14 protein-coding genes are annotated in these 24,100 nt (G+C 59.0%); 11 read left to right on the top strand and 3 right to left on the bottom strand.

Translation table 11 applies throughout. The annotated features are described in order from the left end of the window. On the top strand, nucleotides 1-6,215 hold a 6,215-nt coding region (locus LIY45_RS29435; protein WP_226478506.1), incomplete at its 5' end, for an immunoglobulin-like domain-containing protein. A 148-nt stretch (nucleotides 6,216-6,363) separates the two neighbouring features. After that, a complete protein-coding gene (locus LIY45_RS29430) occupies nucleotides 6,364-6,702 on the top strand; it encodes a hypothetical protein (protein WP_017478018.1) in 339 nt (112 codons plus the stop codon). 42 nt (nucleotides 6,703-6,744) lie between these two features. Here LIY45_RS29430 and lapD read toward each other — a convergent pair whose 3' ends face one another. Together lapD and lapG are read right to left on the bottom strand one after the other, a co-directional pair. After that, the gene (gene lapD, locus LIY45_RS29425; RefSeq protein ID WP_226478505.1) at nucleotides 6,745-8,691 is read right to left on the bottom strand and encodes a cyclic di-GMP receptor LapD; all 1,947 of its coding nucleotides are present in this window, start codon (nucleotides 8,689-8,691) and stop codon (nucleotides 6,745-6,747) included. A 14-nt stretch (nucleotides 8,692-8,705) separates the two neighbouring features. Beyond that, entirely contained in the window at nucleotides 8,706-9,398 is a 693-nt protein-coding gene (lapG, locus tag LIY45_RS29420; protein WP_026078039.1) for a cysteine protease LapG, read from the bottom strand. A gap of 268 nt (nucleotides 9,399-9,666) precedes the next feature. Between lapG and LIY45_RS29415 the strand changes: the two genes are divergently transcribed. From LIY45_RS29415 to LIY45_RS29395, 5 genes are all read left to right on the top strand, one after another. After that, on the top strand, nucleotides 9,667-10,377 hold the full coding sequence (locus tag LIY45_RS29415) for a GntR family transcriptional regulator (RefSeq protein WP_017478015.1): 711 nt from the start codon (nucleotides 9,667-9,669) through the stop codon (nucleotides 10,375-10,377). Between the two features lie 502 nt (nucleotides 10,378-10,879). Continuing rightward, a complete protein-coding gene (locus LIY45_RS29410) occupies nucleotides 10,880-11,644 on the top strand; it encodes a DUF3050 domain-containing protein (protein WP_226478504.1) in 765 nt (254 codons plus the stop codon). Further along, the gene (locus LIY45_RS29405) at nucleotides 11,641-12,588 is read left to right on the top strand and encodes a diiron oxygenase (protein WP_226478503.1); all 948 of its coding nucleotides are present in this window, start codon (nucleotides 11,641-11,643) and stop codon (nucleotides 12,586-12,588) included. The genes LIY45_RS29410 and LIY45_RS29405 overlap by 4 nt, the downstream gene beginning before the upstream one ends. Beyond that, complete coding sequence (locus tag LIY45_RS29400) at nucleotides 12,585-15,995, top strand: amino acid adenylation domain-containing protein (protein ID WP_226478502.1); 3,411 nt, start codon at nucleotides 12,585-12,587, stop codon at nucleotides 15,993-15,995. Before LIY45_RS29405 ends, LIY45_RS29400 begins: the two co-directional genes overlap by 4 nt. Then, nucleotides 15,992-16,441 (top strand): SRPBCC family protein, encoded by a 450-nt coding sequence (locus tag LIY45_RS29395; protein WP_226478501.1) that lies wholly within the window; start codon nucleotides 15,992-15,994, stop codon nucleotides 16,439-16,441. Before LIY45_RS29400 ends, LIY45_RS29395 begins: the two co-directional genes overlap by 4 nt. A gap of 113 nt (nucleotides 16,442-16,554) precedes the next feature. On the opposite strand, the gene LIY45_RS29390 is transcribed toward LIY45_RS29395, so the two are convergent. Beyond that, a complete protein-coding gene (locus tag LIY45_RS29390; protein ID WP_226478500.1) occupies nucleotides 16,555-18,435 on the bottom strand; it encodes a methyl-accepting chemotaxis protein in 1,881 nt (626 codons plus the stop codon). 279 nt (nucleotides 18,436-18,714) lie between these two features. On the opposite strand from LIY45_RS29390, the gene LIY45_RS29385 reads away from it, so the two are divergent. The 4 genes from LIY45_RS29385 to LIY45_RS29370 all read left to right on the top strand — a co-directional run bounded on the left by LIY45_RS29385 (nucleotide 18,715) and on the right by LIY45_RS29370 (nucleotide 24,021). Beyond that, complete coding sequence (locus LIY45_RS29385) at nucleotides 18,715-19,215, top strand: sigma-70 family RNA polymerase sigma factor (protein ID WP_008433614.1); 501 nt, start codon at nucleotides 18,715-18,717, stop codon at nucleotides 19,213-19,215. Next, a complete protein-coding gene (locus LIY45_RS29380; protein ID WP_226478499.1) occupies nucleotides 19,212-20,195 on the top strand; it encodes a FecR family protein in 984 nt (327 codons plus the stop codon). The genes LIY45_RS29385 and LIY45_RS29380 overlap by 4 nt, the downstream gene beginning before the upstream one ends. Before the next feature lie 86 nt (nucleotides 20,196-20,281). Beyond that, nucleotides 20,282-22,774, top strand: a complete 2,493-nt coding sequence (locus LIY45_RS29375; RefSeq protein ID WP_226478498.1) for a TonB-dependent siderophore receptor — start codon at nucleotides 20,282-20,284, stop codon at nucleotides 22,772-22,774. Nucleotides 22,775-22,845: 71 nt separating this feature from the next. Beyond that, a complete protein-coding gene (locus LIY45_RS29370) occupies nucleotides 22,846-24,021 on the top strand; it encodes a PepSY domain-containing protein (protein WP_226478497.1) in 1,176 nt (391 codons plus the stop codon). Nucleotides 24,022-24,100: the final 79 nt, after the last annotated feature.

Below are 24,100 nucleotides of genomic sequence, written 5' to 3'. Positions count from 1 at the left end.
TTATTTCGGATTCGATCGACACGACCACGGTAACGCTGTCGACCACCGATACCGCGATCACTGAAGGCGGCCAGATCACCTACACCGCCACGCTTTCCAATGAAGCGCATGCACCTGTGACCGTGACGCTGTCCAACGGCCAAGTGATCACCATCGACGCGGGTAAAACTACGGGCACCGTGGTCTTCCAGACACCGGCCAACGACGTCTACAACAACGGTTCCACCGTCAGCACCACCATCAGCACGGCCACTGGCGGCAACTTCGAGAAGCTGGTTCCGGATAACAGCCACCCAGCGGTTACCACCATCACCGACTCGATCGACACCACTACCGTTAAATTGAGCACCACTGACACTGCCATTACCGAAGGCGGTCAGATCACTTACACCGCGACGCTTTCGAATGAAGCGCATGCGCCGGTGACTGTGACCCTGTCTAACGGCCAGGTGATCACCATTGATTCCGGTAAAACCACCGGCACCGTGGTCTTCCAGACACCCGCCAACGATGTCTACAACAACGGCTCCACCATCAGCACCACGATTACAGCGGCTACTGGCGGCAACTTCGAGAAACTGGTGCCGGATAACACCAATCCGCCGACCACCACGATTACCGATTCGATCGACACCACGACGGTAGCGCTGTCGACTAACGACACTGCCATTACCGAAGGCGGTCAGATCACCTACACCGCCACGCTTTCTAATGAAGCGCACGCACCAGTGACCGTGACGCTGTCCAACGGCCAGGTCATCACCATCGATGCAGGTAAAACTACGGGCTCCGTGGTTTTCCAGACACCCGCCAACGACGTTTACAACAACGGTTCCACTGTAAGCACAACCATCACCACCGCCACTGGCGGCAACTTCGAGAAACTGGTGCCGGACAACAGCCATCCAGCGGTTACCACCATCACCGACTCGATCGACACCACCACCGTTAAGTTGAGCACCACCGATACAGCGATCACCGAAGGCGGCCAGATCACTTACACCGCGACCTTGAGCAACGTCGCTCACGCCCCGGTCACGGTAACCCTGTCCAACGGCCAGGTGATCACCATCGATTCCGGTAAAACCACCGGCACCGTGGTCTTCCAGACACCCGCCAACGATGTCTACAACAACGGCTCCACCGTCAGCACCACCATTACAACGGCCACTGGCGGCAACTTTGAGAAGTTAGTCCCGGATAACACCAATCCGCCGACCACCACGATCACCGACTCGATCGACACGACGACGGTAACGCTGTCGACTAACGACACCGCAATCACCGAAGGCGGCCAGATCACTTACACCGCCACCTTGAGCAATGTCGCTCATGCCCCGGTGACCGTGACGCTGTCCAACGGCCAGGTGATCACCATTGATTCCGGTAAAACCACCGGCACCGTGGTTTTCCAAACGCCAGCCAACGACGTCTACAACAACGGTTCCACCGTCAGCACCACCATCAGCACGGCCACTGGCGGCAACTTCGAGAAATTGGTTCCGGATAACAGCCACCCGGCTGTCACCACCATCACTGACTCGATCGACACCACTACCGTGACTCTGTCGACGGCCAACACCGCCATTACTGAAGGCGGTCAGATCACCTACACCGCGACTTTGAGCAACGTCGCTCACGCCCCGGTGACGGTAACCCTGTCCAACGGCCAGGTGATCACCATTGATTCCGGTAAAACCACCGGCACCGTGGTTTTCCAGACGCCACCCAACGACGTCTACAACAACGGCTCCACCGTCAGCACGACTATCACCACAGCCACTGGCGGCAACTTCGAGAAACTGGTGCCGGATAACAGCCATCCAGCGGTTACCACCATCACCGACTCGATCGATACCACCACCGTTAAGTTGAGCACCACTGACACAGCGATCACCGAAGGCGGCCAGATCACCTACACCGCGACCCTGAGCAATGTCGCTCACGCGCCGGTCACCGTGACCTTGTCCAACGGCCAGGTGATCACTATCGATTCCGGTAAAACCACCGGCACCGTGGTCTTCCAGACTCCGGCTAACGATGTCTACAACAACGGCTCCACCGTCAGCACGACGATCACCACAGCCACTGGCGGCAACTTCGAGAAGCTGGTCCCGGACAACACCAATCCGCCGACCACTGTCATTTCGGATTCGATCGATACCACCACTGTGACGCTGTCGACAGCCAATACCGCGATCACTGAAGGCGGCCAGATCACCTACACCGCGACCTTGAGCAACGTTGCTCACGCCCCGGTGACGGTGACCCTGTCCAACGGCCAGGTGATCACCATTGATTCCGGCAAAACCACCGGCACTGTGGTCTTCCAGACCCCACCCAACGACGTCTACAACAACGGCTCAACCGTCAGCACCACCATCACCACGGCCACTGGCGGCAACTTCGAGAAGCTGGTTCCGGATAACAGCCATCCCGCTGTCACCACCATCACCGACTCGATCGATACCACCACGATCAGCATTACCGGCGATGCTTCGGTGAATGAGGGCCAGACAGCCCACTACACCCTCACGCTGAGCAACGCGGCGGCCACTGACGTGACCGTCACGCTGAAATACAGCGGCACGGCCACCGACGGTTCGGACTTCAACGGCGTCTACACCGTGAAGATCCCGGCTGGCGCCAGCAGTGCAACCTTCAACGTGAACACCCTTGACGACAAGCTGACCGAGCCTACCGAAACGCTGGTGATCACCATCGATAAGACTTCCGGTGGCAACTTCGAGAAGCTGGCGATCAGCGGTACCAATGGCAGCATCAGCACCAATATCATCGATAACGACGCCCCGCCGGTCATCGACCTGGACGCCAACAATTCCAGCGGCGCCACCGGTGCGGATTACAAGGTGACGTTCACCGAGGGCACCACCGGGCCGGGTGTGTCGATTGCTGACACCGACATCAAGATCACCGACCCGGACAGCACGATGCTGACCGGCGCCACCGTCACCCTGACCAACGCGCAAGTGGGCGACGCGCTGAACCTGGGCAATAGCGTCAACGGCATCACGATCAACTCCAACAACCAGACGGGCACCATCACCCTGACGCTGTCGGGCACCGCGACGCTGGCCGATTACATGACGCGGATCCAGAACATCACGTTCACCAACAGCAGCCATGACCCGAGCACTACGCCGCGGATCATTACCGTGACGGTGACCGATGGCGGTAACTACTCCAACGTTGCCACCGCCACCGTCAACGTAGTGGCCGTCAACGATGCGCCGGTGGCTACCGGCAGCGCCGTCACGGGTACCGAAGACACGCCGCTGGCCTTGGCCTGGTCCAACTTCGGCGTGACTGACGTCGACTCGCCACAAGCGAGCCTCGGGGTGAAAATCACCGAGCTGCCGGTCGCTGGCAAATTGCAGTTCCTGGCAGCGGACGGGGTGACCTGGTCCAACGTCACCAGCGGCCAGACCTTTACCAAGGCCCAGATCGACGCCGGCCAATTGCGCTTTACGCCCAATGCCAACGAGTCCGGGACCGATGGTTACGGCGGCACTGGCATCGGCAATAAACAGGCTGACTATGCGCAGTTCAAGTTCCAGCCAACCGATGGCAAGGATCTGGGCACTGCCGCGACAGTGAAAGTCGATATCACCCCCGTGGCCGATGCACCGAACCTGACGGTGGCAGACAACGCCGTGAACTCCGTGGGCCTGACCAAGCAAAGCTGGAACAGCGTTGCGAACCTGGGCACCAACGGCAACGGCGCTGCGCCGGCAGACCTGAAAAACGCGATTGATAACGCCGGCACGCCGAACACCAGCACCACCGTGACCACTGTTGCGTCCGACGCGAACGTGGCGGCGGGCGCTGGCTCCAAGACGTCCGGCCTGATCTACATGGAAGCCGGGAAGAGCTACACCTTCAGCGGCACCGGCGATGACAGCCTGGTGGTCAACGTTGGCGGCAAAGACGTAGCGAGCGCACTGTGGGGTACCAACAGCGGCAAGTTCAGCGGCTCGATCACCCCGACCGTCAGCGGCTACTACAGCATCGAGATCTACCACGCCAACCAGTCCGGACCTGGCAGCTATAACGTCAACGTGCAAATCGGCAACGGTGCGGTCCAGCCCCTGAACACCAGCGGCATACCGCTCTACACCGGCGTCAGCGACCTGATCAATGCCGGCGTGACACTGTCCGACCTGCATGGCAGCAACGGCGACGGTTACTACACCGGCTACAAGCTCAACGAAGGCCTGGAGAATGGCTCGGTGCACCTGTCCAAGGTCACCACCAGCCTGACCGACACTGACGGTTCGGAAAGCCTGAGCGTGAAGATCAGCGGGATTCCGGCGGGCTCGGTACTCACCGATGCGGCCGGGCATACCTATAGCGCCGGCGCGAGCACAGGTGAGGTGAACGTAACGGGCTGGGACTTGAGCACCCTGACCATCAAGCCACCGACCTACTACAGCGGCCAGTTCAACCTGACGGTGACCTCGACCTCGACTGAAAGCCTGGGCGGCTCGGCCGTTACCACTGCGCAGTTGCCGGTCACGGTTTACCCGGCAAACTACAACTCGATCACCGCAACGTCGGGCAGCGACAACATCACCGGCACCGATGGCAATGACATCGTGGTCGCGGACATCGGTGGCCTGAACGTGGTGCAAGGCAAGAACTACAACATCGCGTTCATGGTCGACAGCTCCGGCAGCATGAGCGCCGATTCGGTCAACGCGGCCAAGGCGTCGCTGACCTCGGTGTTCAGCTCACTGAAAAACAGCCTCGGCGCCAACACATCGGGCACCGTGAATATCTTCGTGGCGGACTTCGATACCCAGGTCAATAAATCGGTGGCGATTAACCTGAACGATCCAAACGCGCTGGCGATACTCAAGGGCGTGCTGGATTCGATGGTCTCCGGTGGCGGCACCAACTATGAAGATGTGTTCAAGGCCACCGCCAACTTCTTCCAGAGCAACCTGGCGACCGGCAATACCGGCGCGACCAACCTGACTTACTTCATCACTGACGGCCAGCCGACGTACTTCCAGAACGGCGAACAAACCAATCCGGTGGTCACCGACTTCTACAACTACAACACCACCGATGGCCGGCTGGATGACTACATCAACACCAACAACTATCAGTTGGGCAACGCGTTCTCGATCACCGTCGGCAGCAGCAAGCTGCAACTGATCGACAGCGCCGGTCAGGTTCACAAGTGGATGCAGAACTGGAACGGCAGCTGGTACGACAGCGGCGTCATCGGCACCGTGCATGCCCAAGGCGACGGCACCTATGAGGTCTCGTACCTGGACGGCAGCGGTAGCAGCACCAGCTCTGCGACCACCAGCAATGCCGGCAGCGGCTTTGCACTGCTCAGCGGCCTGTCCAGTGTGGAGGCGATTGGCATCAACAGTGGGGTCAGCCTCAACGACCTCAAACCGTACGACTCGGACGGCAAGCCACAGAGCAATATCGATCCGAAGGACTTGGCCAACGCTATCCTGGGCCACACCGAGGCGACCTTGCCGGGCTCTGACACCATCAACGGGGGCGATGGCAATGACATCATCTTCGGTGACCTGGTGAGCTTCAGCGGGATCACCGGCGAGGGCTACAACGCGCTGCAGGCCTTCGTTGCACAGAAAACCGGAATGGCCGTCACGGCCGTGACCACGTCGAACGTGCATCAGTACGTGACCGAACACTACGCCGACTTTGATGTGTCCGGCGCCAAGGACGGGAACGACACGCTGCTGGGCGGCGCTGGCGACGACATCCTGTTCGGTCAGGGCGGCAACGACTACCTCGATGGTGGCAAGGGCAATGACATCCTGCTGGGCGGCACCGGCAACGACACGTTGATCGGCGGTCCGGGCAACGACATCCTGGTGGGGGGTGCCGGTGCTGATTTGTTCCTGTGGAAGGCTGGCGACTTGGGCAACGACGTGATCAAGGACTTCAAGGCTGCGGACGGTGACCGGATTGACCTGCGGGACCTGTTGAAAGGTGAGAGCGACAGCACCATCGACAACTACCTCAAGATCACCACGGTGGAAGGCGTCTCGACGCTGCAAGTCAGTACCGAAGGTAACCTGAACAAGGCCGGCGGCCTGGCGAACGCGGATGTCACCATCAAGCTGGAAGGCAACGACTGGTCTCATACGAGCATCAACTCGCTGATCAGCGGTGCCGACCCGACCATCAAGATCGATCACACCGCTTAAGCCTGCGTTCATCGGCCGCCCAAGCGGCGGCCGATGTACATTAACGGCTCGTCACTGGCTCTGTGGGACGGTTGCACCGCATACTCGCGCCCATTACCCACCGTTAGCCTGTGTTGATGGCTGCGGGCTTCATTGCTGAGGGATTGTTATGTTTTATGTGCAACGTGATGCCCACGGCGGGCTGATTCGCGTAGAGGCCGCGGCCTTCGCCGAATCAACGGAAACGCTGCCAGCCGATCACCATGAGATTCAGGCGTGGTACGCCAACACGCTCGTAGAGACCAGCCTGAATCAGCTCAAGCAAAGCGACCTGGAGATGATTCGGGTTCTGGATGACTTGATCCAGGTGTTGACCAGCAAGGGCGTGATTCGCGTCACCGACCTGCCGCCGGCGGCCCAGGCCAAACTGTTGGATCGCAACCAGGCGCGGGAAGCACTCGGCGGGCTGAACAGCTTGATCAACGATGAAGAAACCGGGCTGATCTGAGGCCCCATACAGTCGCCGCTGCCTCAGCAGCGGCGACTCGCATTACTTCCAGGGCGCCGGCTCGCCAAACAACTGCCCCTGCACGCCGAAAATACCCATCGCGCTGATCACCGCCAACTCACCCTCAGTCTCCACACGCTCAGCGATCAGTGGCAGGTCAATGCTGTGTGCGGCACGCTGGATGGCTTCGATAAACAGGCGTTTGTCGCTCTCTTGGTCGATGTCGCGAATGTAGCTGCCGTCGATCTTCAGGTAGGCCAGGCCCAGGCGCGCCAGGTTGCCGATCATGCTGAAGCGCCCGCCGAAGCGCTGCAGGCTCAAGGAGAAATTGAGTTCGCGCAGGCGGTGGGTCAATTGCTCAAGCACCGCTTGTTCCGGCAGTTGCTCTTCGCCGATTTCCAGGGTCAGCCGTGGGCCAAGGTTGGAGTGTTGACGCAACAACTCGAACACTCGATTCAGGGCTTGAGGGTCGGCAAAGGTCGCGGCCGACAGGTTCAGCGCGAGGGATTCGGTGTGGCCGGCCATCTGCTTGAACACCAGCTCCAGCATCATGCGGTCAAGGCGCGCCGACCAGCCGAAGCGCTCAAGCCATGGCAGGAAGCGCCCCGCCGCAATCGTCTGCCCTTGGTCGTCCTGCAGGCGTGACAGCACTTTGTAGTGCAGCACCATCTGCGGGTCGTGGCTGGCAACCACCGGCTGGAAATACAGCTGAAAACGTTGCTCGGTCAACGCACGGTCGAGCAAGGTATGCCAGGCATGATGGTCATCGCCAACACTGGCCGCCGCGCTATGGTCCAGGCACACCCAACCGGTGTCCCCTTGGGTCTCCGCCTGGGCCAGGGCCTGGTCGGCCAGTGTCAGCACGGCTTGCGGTGCGTCGCCATGGATGAACGGTGCCAGGCCGATGTAGGCGACCGGCGTGACATCGCTGGCACCCGTGGCTTGCAGGCTAAGCAGGACGTTTTCCAGGTTTTGCGCCAGCTGCAACGCCTCTTCGCGTACCAGCCCCGGCGCCAGCACGGCAAACTCGCCGCCGCGGATCCGGGTGACCAGGTTGTGGGTTTCCGGGTACGGCTCGCACTGACGCAACAGTTGCTCGCCCACCGCCTGCAGCAATTGGTCGGTGCGCTGGCCGCCCAGGCGCTGGTTGAGGCCGGCCAGGTCCTTGACCCGCAGGAGCAGCAAATAACCGGAGCTGGTCTCCTCCGGATTACTCACCCGGGCGTTGAGTTGCATCTCGAAATAGCGCCGGTTAGCCAAGCCGGTGAGGTTGTCCTGGTATGACTCGACCCGCAGCCTTTCACTGCGCTCGGCCTGCTCCTGAAACAGCGCCTTGAGTTTCTCCACCATCTGGTTCATCGCCTGCACCACACGACGTAACTCCGGGGTGCGCGGCAGTTCGGGCAAGCTCAAGAATTCCCGACGGGCAATCGCATGGGACTGCTTGACCATGTAGTCCAAGGGCTTCAATTGTCGGCGCAGCAACAGGGCTCCCAGCACGGCACTGACAGCGCCACACAGCAGCAGCCAGCCAAGGCTGCCAAGCGCACTTCGCCAGAGCTTGGCCAGGGCGAACATCGGATGGCTGACCACCTCGACCCGTGCCGCCTGCTCCCAGCCACGGTTGACCAGGGCGTCGCCACCCGCCGGCTCCAGGCCGATCAGGTTGACGAACCATTTGGGCACGCCATCGCTGTCGGGGGTACCGTTGCGTTCGACAATGACCTGGTCATTCTTCAGGTCCACCACGCGGATGCTGGCGTAGTAGCCGCTGTCGAAGATCGAGCTGACCAGTAACTCCACCATCGCCGGGTCATCAATGTTGGGGGTCAGCGACAGCGCCAATGCGGTCGCTGCGTCCTGCGCATGGGAGCGCAACTGGTTGACATATTGGGTGCGCGAACTCTCCAGGCTCACCATGAAGCTGCCGCTGAAGGCGACCACCAAAAACAGACAGATAGCGATCAATAGCTGTTTGAACAGAGACATCTGTACAGGTACTCCTAGTTGGCAGGCTCGGCTGGAAAGCCTTCCGCACGCATTTTTTTCAACACATCCTGCCAGCGTGACAAGCGTTTGGTATCACCGACTTTTTTGTCGCCCTTGGCGCCCGGCAACCATAAGCCTTCAGCATTGAAGGAATAGACGGGCAGCAAGTCGGTACGCTGGCTTGCGGGCTGGATCTCATCGGTAAGGCTGTCGAGCACCAGCGGCATCGCGTCCGGCGTCGAGTAATAGGTCAAGACCATGTGGGCGCGATTCTGACGCAACGCCTTGACGTAGGTAATGCGCAATTTGTCGCTGGCGACACCCAGATGACGCAAGCTGAAATACTTGGCGATTGCATAGTCTTCGCAATCCCCGGCGCCCTTCCACAGGGCTTCGATAGGGGTTTCCCAATAGTCCACCTGATGCCACAGGTCGATGTCTTCCACATAATGCATTTGCTTGTTGAAGAACAGGTTGACTACCTTAAGCTGCTCCTGCTCGCTGACTTGCTTCTGCGTCGCCAACAACCGTTGCCAGGCGTCAATGCGCTGCTGCCCTTCTCCCAACGGGCCGTACAGTGCCGTCGCTTTGCGGCTGATCTGGGAGAAATCCCAATCGGCATGCAACCCGCCAGGCAATAAGCCAGCCAGCAGCAGCACCGAAAAAAGCCAGCGCAGGACCCAAGGGGGAATAAAACGTACCGCCAAAGCGTTCAATCCGTAGAAGAAGACGGAGTAGCGTTGGATGGTGAAGGTTCGAATGGTAAAAAACAATGGCACGGTGCAATCACCGCAACAGTACGCATTTTTCCATCGCGACCGTAAGACGCAGCAAGCCACAAATGTGGGTCAAAAAGCAGCATTGTTGAGTCGCTTACAAGCCGAAACCTTGCCTGTTTGACAAGCTTGTGGACAAACTCTAGTGTGCATTGGATCCAATTAGCCACCTCACCCTGAAAAGGAGGATAGCGTAGTCGTGACGCAGAAGCCGAACCCTTTGAGCAGCATCCAGATCAGCGGGCCCATCCCCGCCCATCTCGCTCGCTCCGTGATTGAAGAAACATTGCGCAACGCCATCCTGGATGGCCGCTTGCCCTGCGGCACCGCCATGCGCCAACAGGAGCTGGCCAGCTTGTTCGGCGTTAGCCGGATGCCGGTGCGCGAGGCACTGCGTCAACTGGAAGCCCAGTCGCTGCTGCATGTGGTCACCCACAAAGGCGCGGTGGTGGCGCCGCTGATTGAAGACCATTCGGCAGAAACCTATGCGCTGCGCATCCTCCTGGAATCCGAAGCGCTGCGCTTGTCGATTCCCCTGCTCACGCCCGATGACATTGCTCAGGCTGGCGCCTTCATCGATGCGCTGGAACGAGAAAGTGACTACACCGAAATCGGCCGCCTCAATCGCCTGTTTCACATGGCGCTATATGGCAAGGCAGGCAATCAGCGGCTGCTCAAGCTGGTTGAGCATGGCTTGAATGAAGAGGAGCGTTTCCTGCGCTTCAACCTCGAAGCCATGGGCCTGGGCAAGACGTCCCAGGAAGACCACCGGGAACTGCTGGATTTGGTGGCGAAAAAGAAGATCGAGGAAAGCATCCTGACGTTGCGTAACCACCTCACCCGCGGCATGGAGGTGATTACGGGTTACCTCAGGAGTCTTGAGCAGAGCGACGATAAAACCTCGCTGTGAATGCCTCAGGGAACTGAACCTCCCCCTTCGACCACATAGCGCTGCGAAGCCACTTGGGTCGGGGGAGCTCCGTGCATCACGGCGGCGAAGTTCTTGCCCGGCGAAACATCAGTTAAAAATAACTATTCCAGCTTAATATTTAATATCCAAGGAAATTTCCCACACTTCATAGAACACACCAACTACAGCACACATTTATTTGCAAACTCTTATAAAACTAAAAACCGCTGAACACTCAATCAGATTATTGTTTTTTATTATCCAAACTCCAAATCTCCCAAACCAATAGCGTGAACTCGTGCTCGGGCGTCACTGTGAGTGGCGTTCCTTTAAATAAAACCTTGTGTTTTGTCACCGCGTGCGACCTTTTGAATAACGGCGCCAGCCTTAAGTATCGCTAATCCGCTATCAAGGCATCCGCGCGCGTGAAAACCAATGTTTATTTGTCGCTGAAGCAAAACGCTTTTATCAGGGAAGAGACAACGACTTATAGGCATCGACCATGTTCCAACACTCACACCTGCTTAAACAAAAAAAGCAGCAGTTGCACAGCCATCCATTATTCGTACAAATAAATACGCTGAAAAAGTTGCAGTTCTTTATGGAAAACCACGTGTTCGCCGTTTGGGACTTCATGACACTGACCAAGCGCCTGCAACATGACCTCACGGGTATGCGCCTGCCCTGGTTACCGCCAACGGACCCACAAGCGGCTCGCCTGATCAATGAAATCGTACTGGGCGAGGAGTCGGACGCGTACCCCGGCCACGGACATGGCAGCCACTTCGAGCTGTATCTGGAAGCCATGCGTGAGGTCGGCGCGAATACGGCGACCATCGAGCGGTTCATCAGCCTGCAACGTGACGGCCAGGATGCAGAAACGGCCCTGGAAAAAATCGATATTCACCCTGTCGTGGCCCGGTTCGTCACAAGTACGCTGCAGGTTGCCCTGAACGCGCCCACCCACTGCGTAGCCGCAGCCTTTCTGCACGGCCGCGAGAGCGTCATCCCGGCCATGTTCAAACGCATCCTGGAGAGCTGCGAGATAGCTCACCGCCAGGCGCCGACCTTTTGCTACTACCTCAAGCGCCACATGGAAATCGACGCCGAAGAGCACGGCCCGGCGGCGGCGCAATTGCTGCAACGCCTTATCCTCACCGACCCGAGTCGGGAGCAGCAAGCCGACAGTAGCGCCCTCGACGCTGTGGAAAGCCGCCTGGCGTTTTGGGACGGGTTGCACCTGCGCCTGTCGGAGGTGGGCGTATGAACCCTGCCGACTACCGCTCATTTGCCGACGACTGGGAGCGTCGCGCGACTATCCGCACGCGCCCGCGCCGCTTGCTGGAAAATGACCACAAGCTGATCTATCCCTTGAGCCGGCAACCCTTGGTGCTGAGCGCGACCTTTGTCGATCAATGCCCACAGCACCGGGATTTTGTCTTGTTGCAGACGTTCTACAAATTCATCAACGACGTGGTGATCTTTGAAACCGAGATCGTCGACAAGACCGCACGCAGCATTGCCAAGAATCGCTTTTCAGTGCCCTTCCCGCTCGCCTGTCGCTACGATGCCATGACCGTAGTCGTGGATGAGGATTACCACGCCCTCGTCGCCCTCGATTTCATGCAACAGACCGTCGAGATGACCGGCATCCCGGCCCTGGAACTGCCCGGGCAAATCGAGCTGAGCCGCGCCTTGCCAGCCGCGCTGGCACTGGCTCCCGAGCACCTGCGGGATGCCGTGGAACTGATCGCGGTGGCCATCGCCGAGAACACGGTGACCCATGACGTGGCGGCGTTTTCCAAGGACGACAGTGTCAAGCCATCCATCCGTGGATTGATGGCCGACCACTTGTGTGACGAAGGCCGCCATGCGGCTTTCTGGACGCGTCTGGTGCGTATTTATTGGCAGTCTGCCAACGCCTCGGACCGCGACTGCATCGCCCGGATCCTGCCGATATTTCTTCAGCATTACTTGACCCACGACCTGCAGAAAACCTTCGACCTGCAATTGATCGAGCACCTGGATATCAGTGACGGCACGCGCTCTGCGCTACGCGCTGAAGTGCAGGCGATGGGCTTTCCCATTACCCGCCAGCACCCACTGATGGGCAATATCATGGGGTTCCTGAATCACAGCGGCCTGCTGCAAACGCCGAGCGTGGTTCGGGCGTTGGATGCCTTTCTTCCGGTATCAGGAGGGCACCCATGAGGCACCTGAAGATTGGGCTGGCGGGCTCCAGCGCGGCATTGAATGAAATCAGCAAGACGCTGGAGCAATACGGTCATGGATGGGTGCGACCACAGGATGTAACCCACGTAGACCTGTTGATTGATGACGGTAGCGAGGAGGTTCCGCCAGACCTGACTTGCACGGCCTTGATGAGCTTGCGCCTGGGTATGGGAGCGTTGACCGACTACGGGCTGCCGATCCTGCAGTTCAGGTGTTACGGCCACTCACGGCGACTTCTGGCAACCCTGGACGTTGCCGGCGAAGCCTGTGGGAATGGTCAACGATTGCATCAACAGGCGGTCAGCAACCTGGTGGAATGGGTGGCCCAGCAGGTGAGTGGGTTCTCCCGGGACCCGGACCATTTCTCGCAGACGGCCGTCGCCTCCGATGATCCGGAACATGGACTGCAAGCGCTCGCATCGCTGGCGTACCTGCATCGCTTTAACCTGACAGCTGATTTGGCGCTGCGGCAACACGCCCAGGTGCCAATGATCGAGCGACTGGAAAACAGTCTTAAAACCTACGCCGAGCGGCCGGCGCTGAATATTGCAGGCCGCATGCTGAGTTATCGACAGTTGCATCGCAAGAGCCTGGCTATCCAGCAACGTCTTTGGCCTCTGCTTGGGCACCGCGACACACCGCCGGTGATCGGTGTCTGCCTGGGCAAGTCCCCAGAGCTGTACGCCAGCATCCTCGCGGTGCTGGCCTGTGGCGCGGTGTACCTGCCCCTGGAGCCAGGCCACCCGCTGCAACGCCAGCAAGTCATGCTGGAAACCGCCGGGGTCGCGGTGCTGCTGGATGACGGCAAGCATCCACTACGGGACGGTTTTTCTGCATTGGATGTGAGCACGCTCGACACCGCCGGTAACCCGCAGCTAATGCGTCGGCATCCATCCATGGACGCCCCTTGCATGGTGCTCTACACCTCGGGCACCACTGGCCAGCCCAAGGGCGTGCTGCTCAGCCAGCTCAATCTGGCGCATTTCACCGCGTGGTTCGGTGGCCATGTACAACTGAACGAACACAGCCGGGTTTTGCAGTTCTCGCCCTTGAGTTTTGACTCTTCGCTGATCGACATCTTCCCGAGCCTGATCGCGGGCGCCGAGTTGATCGTGCCCAGTGAAGACCAGCGACGCGACCCGCAGCAACTGGTGGAGCTGATCCGCCAAGAGCGCATCACTCACGCCTTCCTGCCTCCCGCGTTGCTGAGCATCCTGCCGCTGGATCAACCCCTGGGCCTGGCCCATGTGATCACTGGTGGTGATGTATGCGAACCCTATGTGATCGAGCAGTTGTCAGGGCAGTGTAGCCTGCACAACTTCTACGGGCCCACCGAAGCCACCGTGCTGGTGACCCACCGCACGTTGCTGCCAGGCGACAGTAACCGCAACCTCGGCACCCCCATCGCCAACAGCCAAGTGCTGATCCTCGATGGGCAACTGCAACCGGTGGATGAACAGGTGATGGGCGAGCTGTACATCGTCGGCCCTGGCGTCAGCTTGGGTTACCTCAACCAGCCGACGCAGACCGCGGAACATTTCGTGGAGCTGGGATTGCCCGACGGCCAGACCTTACGGGCCTACCGCAGCGGCGATCTGGCGAAGTGGACGGAAAACGGCATCGAACTGGGCGGGCGCCGAGATCAGCAAGTGAAGATCCGAGGCTTCCGGGTCGAACCGCAAGAGATCGAACATTGCCTGCGCAGCAGTCAGCTGTTTCGCCAAGTGGCGGTGGTGATTGATCGCGACCGACGAATCCTGGCCTTTGTCGCTCAGCCCGAAACACCAGACGCCCTGGCTGGACTGAAGCAGCACGCCCGACAAACACTGCCGGACTATCTTCGGCCAACCCTGTGCACAGAGCTTGCGAGCATGCCGTGCACGCCCAACGGAAAAGTCGACCGCCAGGCATTGCTTGCGCTACCGACGCAACCGCTGCCGGCCATCAATCACGGCGAACCGCACACGCCAATGCAAGTGCAGTTGCTCAACCTGTGGAGCGAGTTGCTCGGCGTGCCAGTCACGCAACTGTCGACGGACGACAGCTTCTTCAATCTTGGCGGCCATTCCATCCTCCTGTCGACGATGTTGCTGCGTATCCGCGAGCAGTTCGGGCGCAGCCTCTCCCTCAGCCGTTTTTTTGAGACACCCACGGTCCGCACCCTCGCCACGCTGATGGGTGACGACGTCCCACGCGAAGCACCGACCGGTCAGGCAACCCGGGATGCGCTGCGTGAGCTGCATTTGCAGACACTGCCAGCGGACCGGGCGGGGGAACGTCGTAAAGTGATCGTGACCGGGGCCAACAGTTTTCTCGGGGTGCATATCGTCGAGGCGTTACTGGCCGAGGGCGCACTTGAAGTGGCGTGCCTGGTGCGCGAGCACCCCGGACATTCGGCGACCGAGAGGTTTGCCGAGGCGCTGCGCGAGTACCGCCTGGAACACCTGGACCTGAGCCGGGTGCGGGTGTATGCCGCCGACATCAGTCAGCCGCGCCTTGGCTTGGCCAGCGAGGCGTATGAGTACCTCGCCGGGGCGTTCGGCGTGTTGGTGCACAACGCCGCCCACGTCAATCACGTGATGGACTACGCCACGCTGGCCAAGGACAACGTCGAACCGGTGCTGGAATGCCTGCGTCTGTGTGAAACCCGGTGCAAGAAGGTCTTCAACTTTATCTCGACGCTGTCGGCGGCCAGTAGCATCGACGCACAAGGCCAGGTGCTCGAGACGCTCGCCGCCGCCACCCCGCCGATCTACATCCAGAACGGCTACAACCTGTCCAAATGGGTCGCGGAACGCTTGCTGGGGCGCGCTGCCGGGCAAGGTGCCTGGGTCAATATCCATCGCCCCGGGAACATCAGTTTCAACAGCCGCAGCGGTGTCTGCGAGCCACAGAAAAATCGCCTGATGTTGATGCTCAAAGGCTCACTCCAACTGGGCCTGGTGCCCCGCCTCAAGCTGAATTTTGACCTGATGCCCGTGGACTTTCTTGCCCGGTTTGTTGCGTTCCACAGTGGCCGCCGTGGTGATGGAGGAACCGTGTTCAACCTGCACAACCCGCAGCCCTTGAGCTGGGAATCCTACGTCGAGGCCTTCCGCCAGGCAGGCCATGCCTTCGAACTGGTGAGCGTCGCCCGCTGGCAACGTCACCTGCACACGGTGGATAACCGCAATGCATTGTTCGGCGTACTGGGTTTCTACCTCAATGGTGTGGGCGAGGATATCGGCGATACCTCAATGATCCGGCATGACAACGCACGACGTGGCGTCGAGCAGATGGGCACGCACTACCCCGAGAAAAATCCGGCGCTGTTACGCATGGGCTGCGAGTACCTCAAGCGCATTGGCTTCCTGCCATCAAGCGCTCAACTGAAGGAAACCCTATGAAACCCGATACGTTGATTCGCAACCCTTGCGGCAAGCCTGTTGTGTCTTCAGTGACGGTTGCCTGTGATGCCGCCCGTGCGTGGGCGGTAGTCGGTGATTTTGCTGGCTTTGATAGGTTTATCCCGGCCTTGTCCCACATCGAAATGACCGGTGCGGGCATCGGATCGCTGCGCAAGAAATGCTTCCACGATGGAAACCTGGTGGTGGAACAACTCAACAGCCGCGACGAGCGAGCCATGCACATGACTTGGACAACGATTTACAACACGTTGGGCGTGGCACGGCTGTGGGCAGCCATGGGTGTCGAACCGTTGGGAGCGGGCTGTTCACGGGTGACCTGGACGATCATCGCCGAGCCGGTTGAACCGGGTGTGGAAGGGTTTGAGCCGTTTGTGCAGGCATTCGCCGACAGCGCGCTGGAGAATGTGCGAGCGATGTTTGGCTAAACCTGTAGGCGCGAGCTTGCTCGCGAAAAACGAATAGGCAAAACGGGCTATCTGTTAGCACTGCGTTAGCGTTGACGTTCTTCGCGAGCAAGCTCGCTCCTACAGGTGAATCATCAGATTTTGAAACTGTCGACCAACTGCTTCAGCCGGTTGGCCTGTTGAGACAACGCGTCGCAATCCTTCAAGGTTTCGTTGAGGTTGGCCACGCCTTGCTGGTTCAGCAGGTTGATCTGGTTGATGTCGACATTGAGAGTTTCCACCACGGCGGTCTGCTCCTCGGTGGCGGCTGCTACCGACTGGTTCATGCCGTCAATCTCGACGATCCGCTGAGTCACGCTGACCAGGCGCTCACCGGCCTGGTTGGCGACCTCGACGCTTTCTTCGCTGGAGGTCTGGCTGGCGTTCATCGTGGTCACGGCCTCACGCGAGCCAATCTGCAGCGAGGTGATCATTTTGTGGATCTCTTCTGCCGACTCTTGAGTGCGGTGCGCCAGGTTGCGGACTTCATCCGCCACCACGGCAAACCCACGCCCGGCTTCACCGGCACGCGCAGCCTCAATCGCAGCATTAAGAGCCAGCAAGTTGGTTTGCTGGGAGATGCCTTTGATCACATCCAGGATGTGGCCGATGTTGTCGGTGCTGGCGTTCAGGGTTTCAATCTGTGTGCAGGACAGGCTGATTTTTTGCGAAAGCTCCGACATCGCCAGGATGGTTTTCTCCACCACCTTGCGCCCGTCATCAGCCTGCTCGCTGGCACCGCTGGCGTGTTGCGAAGCGTCTGCGGCGTTGCGCGCGATTTCCTGAGTGGCAGCACCCAGCTCGTTGATTGCCGCGGCCACGCTGTTGGTGCGGGCGCTTTGTTCGTCGGAACCGACGATCGACGCGTTGGACGAAGCCATTACACGCTGGGACAGGTCGTGTACCTGGCGGGTGGCCGAGGAAACTTCGGAAATTGACGCGTGAATACGCTCGACGAATTGGTTGAAGGCACTGCCCAAGTCACCGAACTCGTCCTTGCTTTCCACGGTCAGGCGACGGGTCAAGTCACCCTCGCCCTGGGCAATGTCCTGCATGGCGCGACCCATGGTGGTCAGCGGACGCATCAAGACCTGGATCAGCAGGCTCAGGAACACCGCGATAGCAGCAACCGCAATGAACATGGCGATCAAAGCCGAGGTGCGGAACTTGCCCAGCGGTGCGTAGGCTTTATCTTTGTCGATCGACAGTCCGATGTACCAATCTGCATTCGGCAACCCGCTGATCGGGGTGAAGGACAGGATCCGTTCCTGGCCATTGAGGACCACTTCCTGGCTGACCTTCTCAATGCGTACGTGGGTGCCCGGGTAGATGTCCTTGAGGTTCTTCATCACCTGGTCCTGGTCCGGGCTGACGATCACCTGGCCGTCACCGCTGACCAGGAAGGCATGGCCGATACCGCCGAAATCCACCGAGTTGATGATCTTCACCAGGGTTTGCAGGCTCAGGTCACCGCCAACCACGCCAAGCAGTTCGCCATTCTTTTTCACCGGCATCGCGATGGTCACGATCAGCCCACCTACCGCTGCCATATAGGGCGGCGTGAGCATGGTCTTGTCGGCGGCCACGGCTTGTTTGTACCAAGGGCGCTGACGAGGGTCGTAGCCATCGGGCATTTTGGCGTCGGGACGCTGGGTGAACACGCCGTTGGTTGAACCAACGTAGGTGAACTGGAAGTTGGAGGTAAATGCCGACTGGTCGACCAACCCCGGTAGATCGGCAGCGCTGCCTTGGTGGGCTATGTTTTGCGCCAGGCTTTCCAGTACCAGTACCCGGCCGCTGAGCCAGTTCTGCACACTGCTGGCGGTCAGCTCACCGGACTGCTGGATAGACGATTCCAGGTTTTGCCGGATCGTGTTGCGCTGCAGGTAGTCGTTGTAGAACGTGAATAACGCGAAGGCCAGAACCACTACGCCTGACGCGGCCAACAGAATTTTATGACTGAACTTGAGATTCATTTCATTGACTTCTTTTTGCCAAAAGGGGGTGAGCGTGCCGGATGCAACATTCCATGTAACGGGATAGGCAGACTCTGCGACTGCTCTATTTCGGTGCACGCATGGCTCGTCAGGCTTTCGGCCAACTCAGGATAAATCTTAGGAATTTGTGAGAAGCATCTGCTTTTAGCGTCAGAAGCCGACCAGCGGTAGGCCCCTGGCGTGAGGAGTTGCAAATTTTTTCAGCCTTGCCGACAATGCGACTAATTATCATTTGTGACGCTTTGCCAGGCCGCGTGAATGCCCTCCTCCGAGTACGCAGTACAGACGCTTTACAGCAACCATCATGGCTGGCTGAACACGTGGCTGCGCAGCCGTCTGGGTAATGCAGCCGATGCGGCGGACCTGGCCCAGGACACCTTTGTGCGCCTGCTGCAAAAAACCGAACGCTTCGAACTCAAAGCTCCTCGGGCCTTCCTGCGCACCATCGCCAGGGGCCTGGTGATCGATCATTGGCGCCGCGAAGAAATCGAGCGCGCGTATCTGGAGTCCATCGCGCATTTGCCCGAAGCCTTGGCACCGAGTGCTGAAGAGCGTGCGCTGATTCTGGAATTGCTGGAGTCCATCGCCCGGCTTCTGGACGGGCTCAAGCCCAAGGTACGTAAGGCGTTTCTACTGGCTCAGTGCGACGGGCTGACTTACAAGCAGATTGCACAGCAGATGGGTGTGTCGCTACGCTCGGTGGAACGGTATGTCGCCGAGGCGCTGTATCACTGTTATGTGCTGCGGTATGAGGCATGACCCCGATGGATAACGCGGCGCGCTCCGGGCCCGACCCGCAGGTGGTCAAGCAGGCGATCAGCTGGATGCTGCGCTTGCGCAACAATCGCGCGAATGTCCGCCTGAAGGCGCAGTGCGAGCACTGGCGTGAGGCTCATCATGAGCACGAGGTGGCCTGGCAACGTGTGCAGGCCCTGCAGCATGAATTGAGCAGCCAACTGGCGGCGATTCCCGGAGCCCATGTGGCGCTGGAGAACAGTGCCCAACGCCTTGGTCGCCGGCAAGCATTGAAGGTGTTGTCCGGGGTGCTGTTGATGGGTTCGGCAGCCTGGGTCAGCCGAGACCTCACCGGCTGGCAGCGTTGGACCTCGGACCTGGCTACCACCACCGGCGAGCGTCGTAGCGTGCAACTGCCGGATGGCACACGTCTGCAGCTCAATACCGACAGCGCAGTGGACCTGAACTTCAACCCGCAGCAGCGCCTGATCACGTTGGTACGCGGGGAAATCCTGGTGACCTGCGGCGTTGCCGCGGCCACACCGCTGCTGGTTCGCACTCGCCAGGGCTTGTTCGAAGGCATAGACGGGCGGTTTGTGGTTCGCCAGGACAGCGATTGCACACGCTTGAGCGTCGCGTCAGGCAACGTGGCGATTCATTCACCGCATACCGCCGACGGCCTATTCACTCAAGTGCATGCCGGAGAAAGCTACCTGGTGCGTCAGAACGGGGCCGTTCCCGCGCCGCCTTTGGATATGGATACCGGGGCCTGGGCCGACGGATTGATCGTCACCCGCAACATGCGTCTTGCCGATTTCCTGGCCGAGGTGGGGCGCTATCGCCAGGGTTATCTGGGCTGTTCAAGTGATATCGCAGACTTGCGCTTGTCTGGTGTTTTTCGCCTGGAAGACACTGAGAAGCTGTTGGCAATCCTTCCGCAGACGCTGCCCGTGCGCCTGCGCTATCGCACACGCTGGTGGGTGAGCCTGGAACGCCAGGCCTGATTTATTTTTGGCGGCTTTTTTCCGTGAGTCCGGCTTAGACAGTAAGCAATTCAATCTGCCTTCAGCGACCTCTACGGATCTCGATAATGACTGTGCGTTTTTTCAGTAACTCACCCTCTTCCTACCCTTTGCTCGGTAAAGCCGTACGTGCCGCGTTGCTGTCGACCACGATGGGCATCGGCTTGCTGCCGGTGGCCGGTGTCGCAGCTGATAGCGGAGTCGAGCGTATCAGCCAGCGCTATGACATCCCTGCAGGCGCGCTGAGCGATGTGCTCAATCAGTTTGCCCGTCAGGCAGGCATCACCCTTTCCAGCACGCCTGTGCAGACTCAGGGCCGCCAGTCTCCTGGACTGCACGGGGAGTACTCTGCCAAACAGGGCCTGAGCCAGTTGCTCAGCGGGTCAGGTTTGCAAGCCCAGGCCCAGGACGACGTGAGCTTCGTATTGCAGGCCCAGCCCGAGAACGAGGCGCTGACCTTGCCGACCACCGACATCAAAGGCTTCGCCCTGGGTAATGCCTTGGGCAGCATGGAGGGCTACAACGCGACTCACAGCCAGATCGCCACCAAGACCAGTACCACGCTGCTGGAAACGTCCCAGACGGTTTCAGTGGTGACCCGCGAGCAGATGGATGACCAAGGCTCGCAAACCGTTGCCCAGGCGATGCGTTACACCCCTGGCGTGCTGACCAACCCGTATGGCGCCACTCACCGTTATGACTATGTGGCGATGCGTGGCTTCAACGACGGTTCGGTGGATAACATCTACCTCGACGGTTTGAAATCCATGGGTGACAGCGGCACCTACAGCACCATGCAGGTGGATCCGTATTTCCTCGAGCGCGTGGACATTCTCAAAGGCCCTTCATCGGTGCTCTACGGACGTAGCTCGCCGGGTGGGCTGGTGGCGTTGACCAGCAAGAAGCCGCTGTTTGAGCCGTACCATCAGGTGCAAGCCACCGTCGGTTCCCAAGGGCAGCGAGGCATGGGTTTCGACTTCAGCGGCCCGGTGGATGACGACAAACGTATTGCCTATCGACTGACAGGGCTTGCGGACAAGTCCGACACACAGTTCGATCATGCCAAGGAAAAACGCTACGCACTGGCACCCACCTTGAGCATCGACTTTACCGATGACACGTCCCTCACACTCCAGGCTTATCTGCAGCATGATCCCGACGGTGGCTACCACGGTGGCATGCCGGCAGATGGCGCGTTGCATCAGCGCAATGGCCAGCGGATCTCCAACCACTTCTTCGAGGGTGAGCCGGACATTGATGGGTACAAGCGTGATCAACAGTCGTTCGGCTACCAGTTTGAGCATCGCTTCAATGATGTTTTCACCGCGCGGCAGAACTTTCGGTATCTGGATTCCAAGGTCCGGCTGGACCAGGTGTATGCCTATGGCTGGACCACGCCCACCAGTAATGAACTGAATCGCTACTATTCAGGCGGTGACGAAAAGCTGCATGCGTTCATCATCGACAACATGCTGCAGGCTGAATTTTTTACCGGTGCGACCAAACATACAGTGTTGATGGGAGCGGACTATCAACGGCGCAAAACCGTTGTGGACTGGAGCAGCGGCTCTCTTGCGCCGATCAACGCGTTTAATCCAGTGTATGGCAACTCGCAGATCAGCTTTTACAGTCCAATCAGTTATCTGCGTCGGCTTGAGCAGACTGGTGTTTACCTGCAGGACCTGATTGAGATGGACAAGTGGCGGTTCTCCCTTGGGCTGCGTCAGGACTGGGTCGAGACCTCCGATGAAAACCGCATTGCTGAAGCGGAACGGCCGCTGGGCACGGAGATCAGTGATAAACGTACCAAGCTGACCGGGCGTGCAGGAGCGCTTTATCTGTTTGATAACGGTCTTGCGCCCTACGTCAGCTATTCCGAATCTTTCAACCCGAACTCCTATTCGGACAGTGCTGGCAATCCCCTGGCACCCACCGACGGTACCCAATGGGAAGTCGGCTTGAAATATCAGCCACCGGGTACCGACAACCTGTTCACCGCTTCGCTGTTCCGTATTGATCAGGAAAACCTGGCGACCAAACTGCCGCAGGAAAACTTCTATCGCGCCGTAGGTGCTGTGCGCTCTCAGGGCCTGGAGCTGGAAGGGCATATGCAGCTGACTGACAATCTCAAGTTGCTGGGCAGCTATACCTTCACTGACATCAAATATTCAAAGTCCATGGTCAGCACGTTGAGTACAGCGGACAACGTGATCGAGAACAAGGGTAATTCGCCGACCCAGGCGCCGCGTCATATGGCCTCGGTGTGGGCGGACTACAAATTCGACAGCGGCGCCCTGGATGGCCTGCGACTCGGCGGTGGCGTGCGGTATGTCGGCTACAGCTGGGCGGATGCGGAGAACACCATGAAGGTGCCCGCCTACACGCTGTTTGATGCCTCGATGGGCTATGACCTGGGCAAGGTGGGCTTGAAGGGTGTGGATGTGCGCCTAAATGCCAACAACCTGACGAACGAGTCTTACGTGGCATCGTGTGCCAGCCTGAACTTCTGCTACCTGGGTGAAGAGCGCAACGTCAGTGCGACGGTGAGCTACCAGTTCTAATTTCTCTCGATTCATCCAAAGCCAGTTCCTGATTCCAGGCGCTGGCTTTGTCGTCTTTGCAGGAAACCTTTATGCGTGCATTGCTGGTTTTATTTCATCGCTACATCGGGTTGGCGACGGCGTTGTTTCTGATGATGGCGGGGATTACGGGAAGCCTGCTGGCATTCAATCATGAGCTGGATGAATGGCTCAATCCAGGGTTCTATGCAGCGACAGCCAAGGGCCGTGCATTGCCGCCAGGCGAACTGGTGGATACGTTGCAGAGCCAGCATCCCAAGCTGCAAGTCTGGTACATGGAGTATCCACAAGAGAGCGGCCATACGGCTATGTTGGCGGCAGTTGCCAGAAACGATCCGGCGACGGGCAAACCCTTTGATGAACCTAATCAGGTTTTCTATCTCGATCCGGTCAGTGGGGAAGAAATGGGGCGGCGCTTTTGGGGCGCGTGCTGCTTTCAGCGTGAAAATCTCATCCCATTCATTCTGGAGTTTCACTACAACCTGACACTGCCGGGAAATTGGGGTTTGTGGCTGATGGGGTTGGTGGCGATTGCGTGGGTGTTCGATTGTTTTATCGCGCTGTGGCTGACCCTGCCGAGAGGCAAACCTTTCTGGAAGAAGTGGTCCACGGCTTGGAAGATCAAGGGCGGTCATGCTTACCGGTTGAACTTCGACCTGCATCGGGCAGGCGGCTTGTGGCTTTGGCTGTTGTTGCTGCCGATCGCGGTCAGCAGCGTGGCGATGAATTTGCCGAGTCAGGTGTTCAGGCCTGCTGTGTCGCTGTTCTCACCGATAGAGGCCAGCGTCTATGAAGCCCGTGGCAGGTTACCGGCCGAACAATTGGGCGTGACGCAACTGAGTTATCAACAGGCCTATGAGCGGGCGCTGGAGGAAGGCAAGCGGCTAGGGCTGACGACAGCAATTGGAGAGCTGTATTACAGTTTTGAGTACAACTTTTATGGGGCTGGTTTTGGGCAACATGATACGGAGGCCCATGGGAAATCCTGGTTGTTTTTCCATGGGACGGATGGGCGTTTATTAGGAAAGGAAATAGCAGGGGAAGGTACGTTGGGAGAGCGCTTTTATCGGCTGCAACTGCCGATCCATGGGGGCAGGATCATCGGGCTGACCGGGCAGGTGTTGATTGCGCTACTGGGGGCTGTGATCGCGATGTTGTCTGCTACCGGGATCTACATCTGGTGGCGCAAGCTATTGGCCAGGCGAAGCGGTAAGACACGTAAGGGTTGAGCAGGGACTGTTTGTAGTTTACGAGGCCCCTAAACGACAAAACCCCTGTCTGCGTTCACAGACAGGGGTTTCGGAATTC

The organism is Pseudomonas sp. MWU16-30323 (genome assembly GCF_020515595.1).
Classification (GTDB): Bacteria; Pseudomonadota; Gammaproteobacteria; order Pseudomonadales; family Pseudomonadaceae; genus Aquipseudomonas; species Aquipseudomonas yamanorum.
The sequence above is the reverse complement of the archived record's forward strand: the minus strand, read 5'-3'. Positions and strand labels throughout refer to the sequence as shown.

What these genes read in the sequence shown, in the direction of transcription:
- lapD (WP_226478505.1), bottom strand. Translation starts at nt 8,691, where the DNA reads ATGTCTCTGTTCAAACAGCTATTGATCGCTATCTGTCTGTTTTTGGTG.
- LIY45_RS29395 (WP_226478501.1), top strand. Translation starts at nt 15,992, where the DNA reads ATGAAACCCGATACGTTGATTCGCAACCCTTGCGGCAAGCCTGTTGTG.
- LIY45_RS29430 (WP_017478018.1), top strand. Translation starts at nt 6,364, where the DNA reads ATGTTTTATGTGCAACGTGATGCCCACGGCGGGCTGATTCGCGTAGAG.
- LIY45_RS29400 (WP_226478502.1), top strand. Translation starts at nt 12,585, where the DNA reads ATGAGGCACCTGAAGATTGGGCTGGCGGGCTCCAGCGCGGCATTGAAT.
- LIY45_RS29375 (WP_226478498.1), top strand. Translation starts at nt 20,282, where the DNA reads ATGACTGTGCGTTTTTTCAGTAACTCACCCTCTTCCTACCCTTTGCTC.
- LIY45_RS29390 (WP_226478500.1), bottom strand. Translation starts at nt 18,435, where the DNA reads ATGAATCTCAAGTTCAGTCATAAAATTCTGTTGGCCGCGTCAGGCGTA.
- LIY45_RS29405 (WP_226478503.1), top strand. Translation starts at nt 11,641, where the DNA reads ATGAACCCTGCCGACTACCGCTCATTTGCCGACGACTGGGAGCGTCGC.
- LIY45_RS29380 (WP_226478499.1), top strand. Translation starts at nt 19,212, where the DNA reads ATGACCCCGATGGATAACGCGGCGCGCTCCGGGCCCGACCCGCAGGTG.
- LIY45_RS29385 (WP_008433614.1), top strand. Translation starts at nt 18,715, where the DNA reads ATGCCCTCCTCCGAGTACGCAGTACAGACGCTTTACAGCAACCATCAT.
- LIY45_RS29410 (WP_226478504.1), top strand. Translation starts at nt 10,880, where the DNA reads ATGTTCCAACACTCACACCTGCTTAAACAAAAAAAGCAGCAGTTGCAC.
- LIY45_RS29370 (WP_226478497.1), top strand. Translation starts at nt 22,846, where the DNA reads ATGCGTGCATTGCTGGTTTTATTTCATCGCTACATCGGGTTGGCGACG.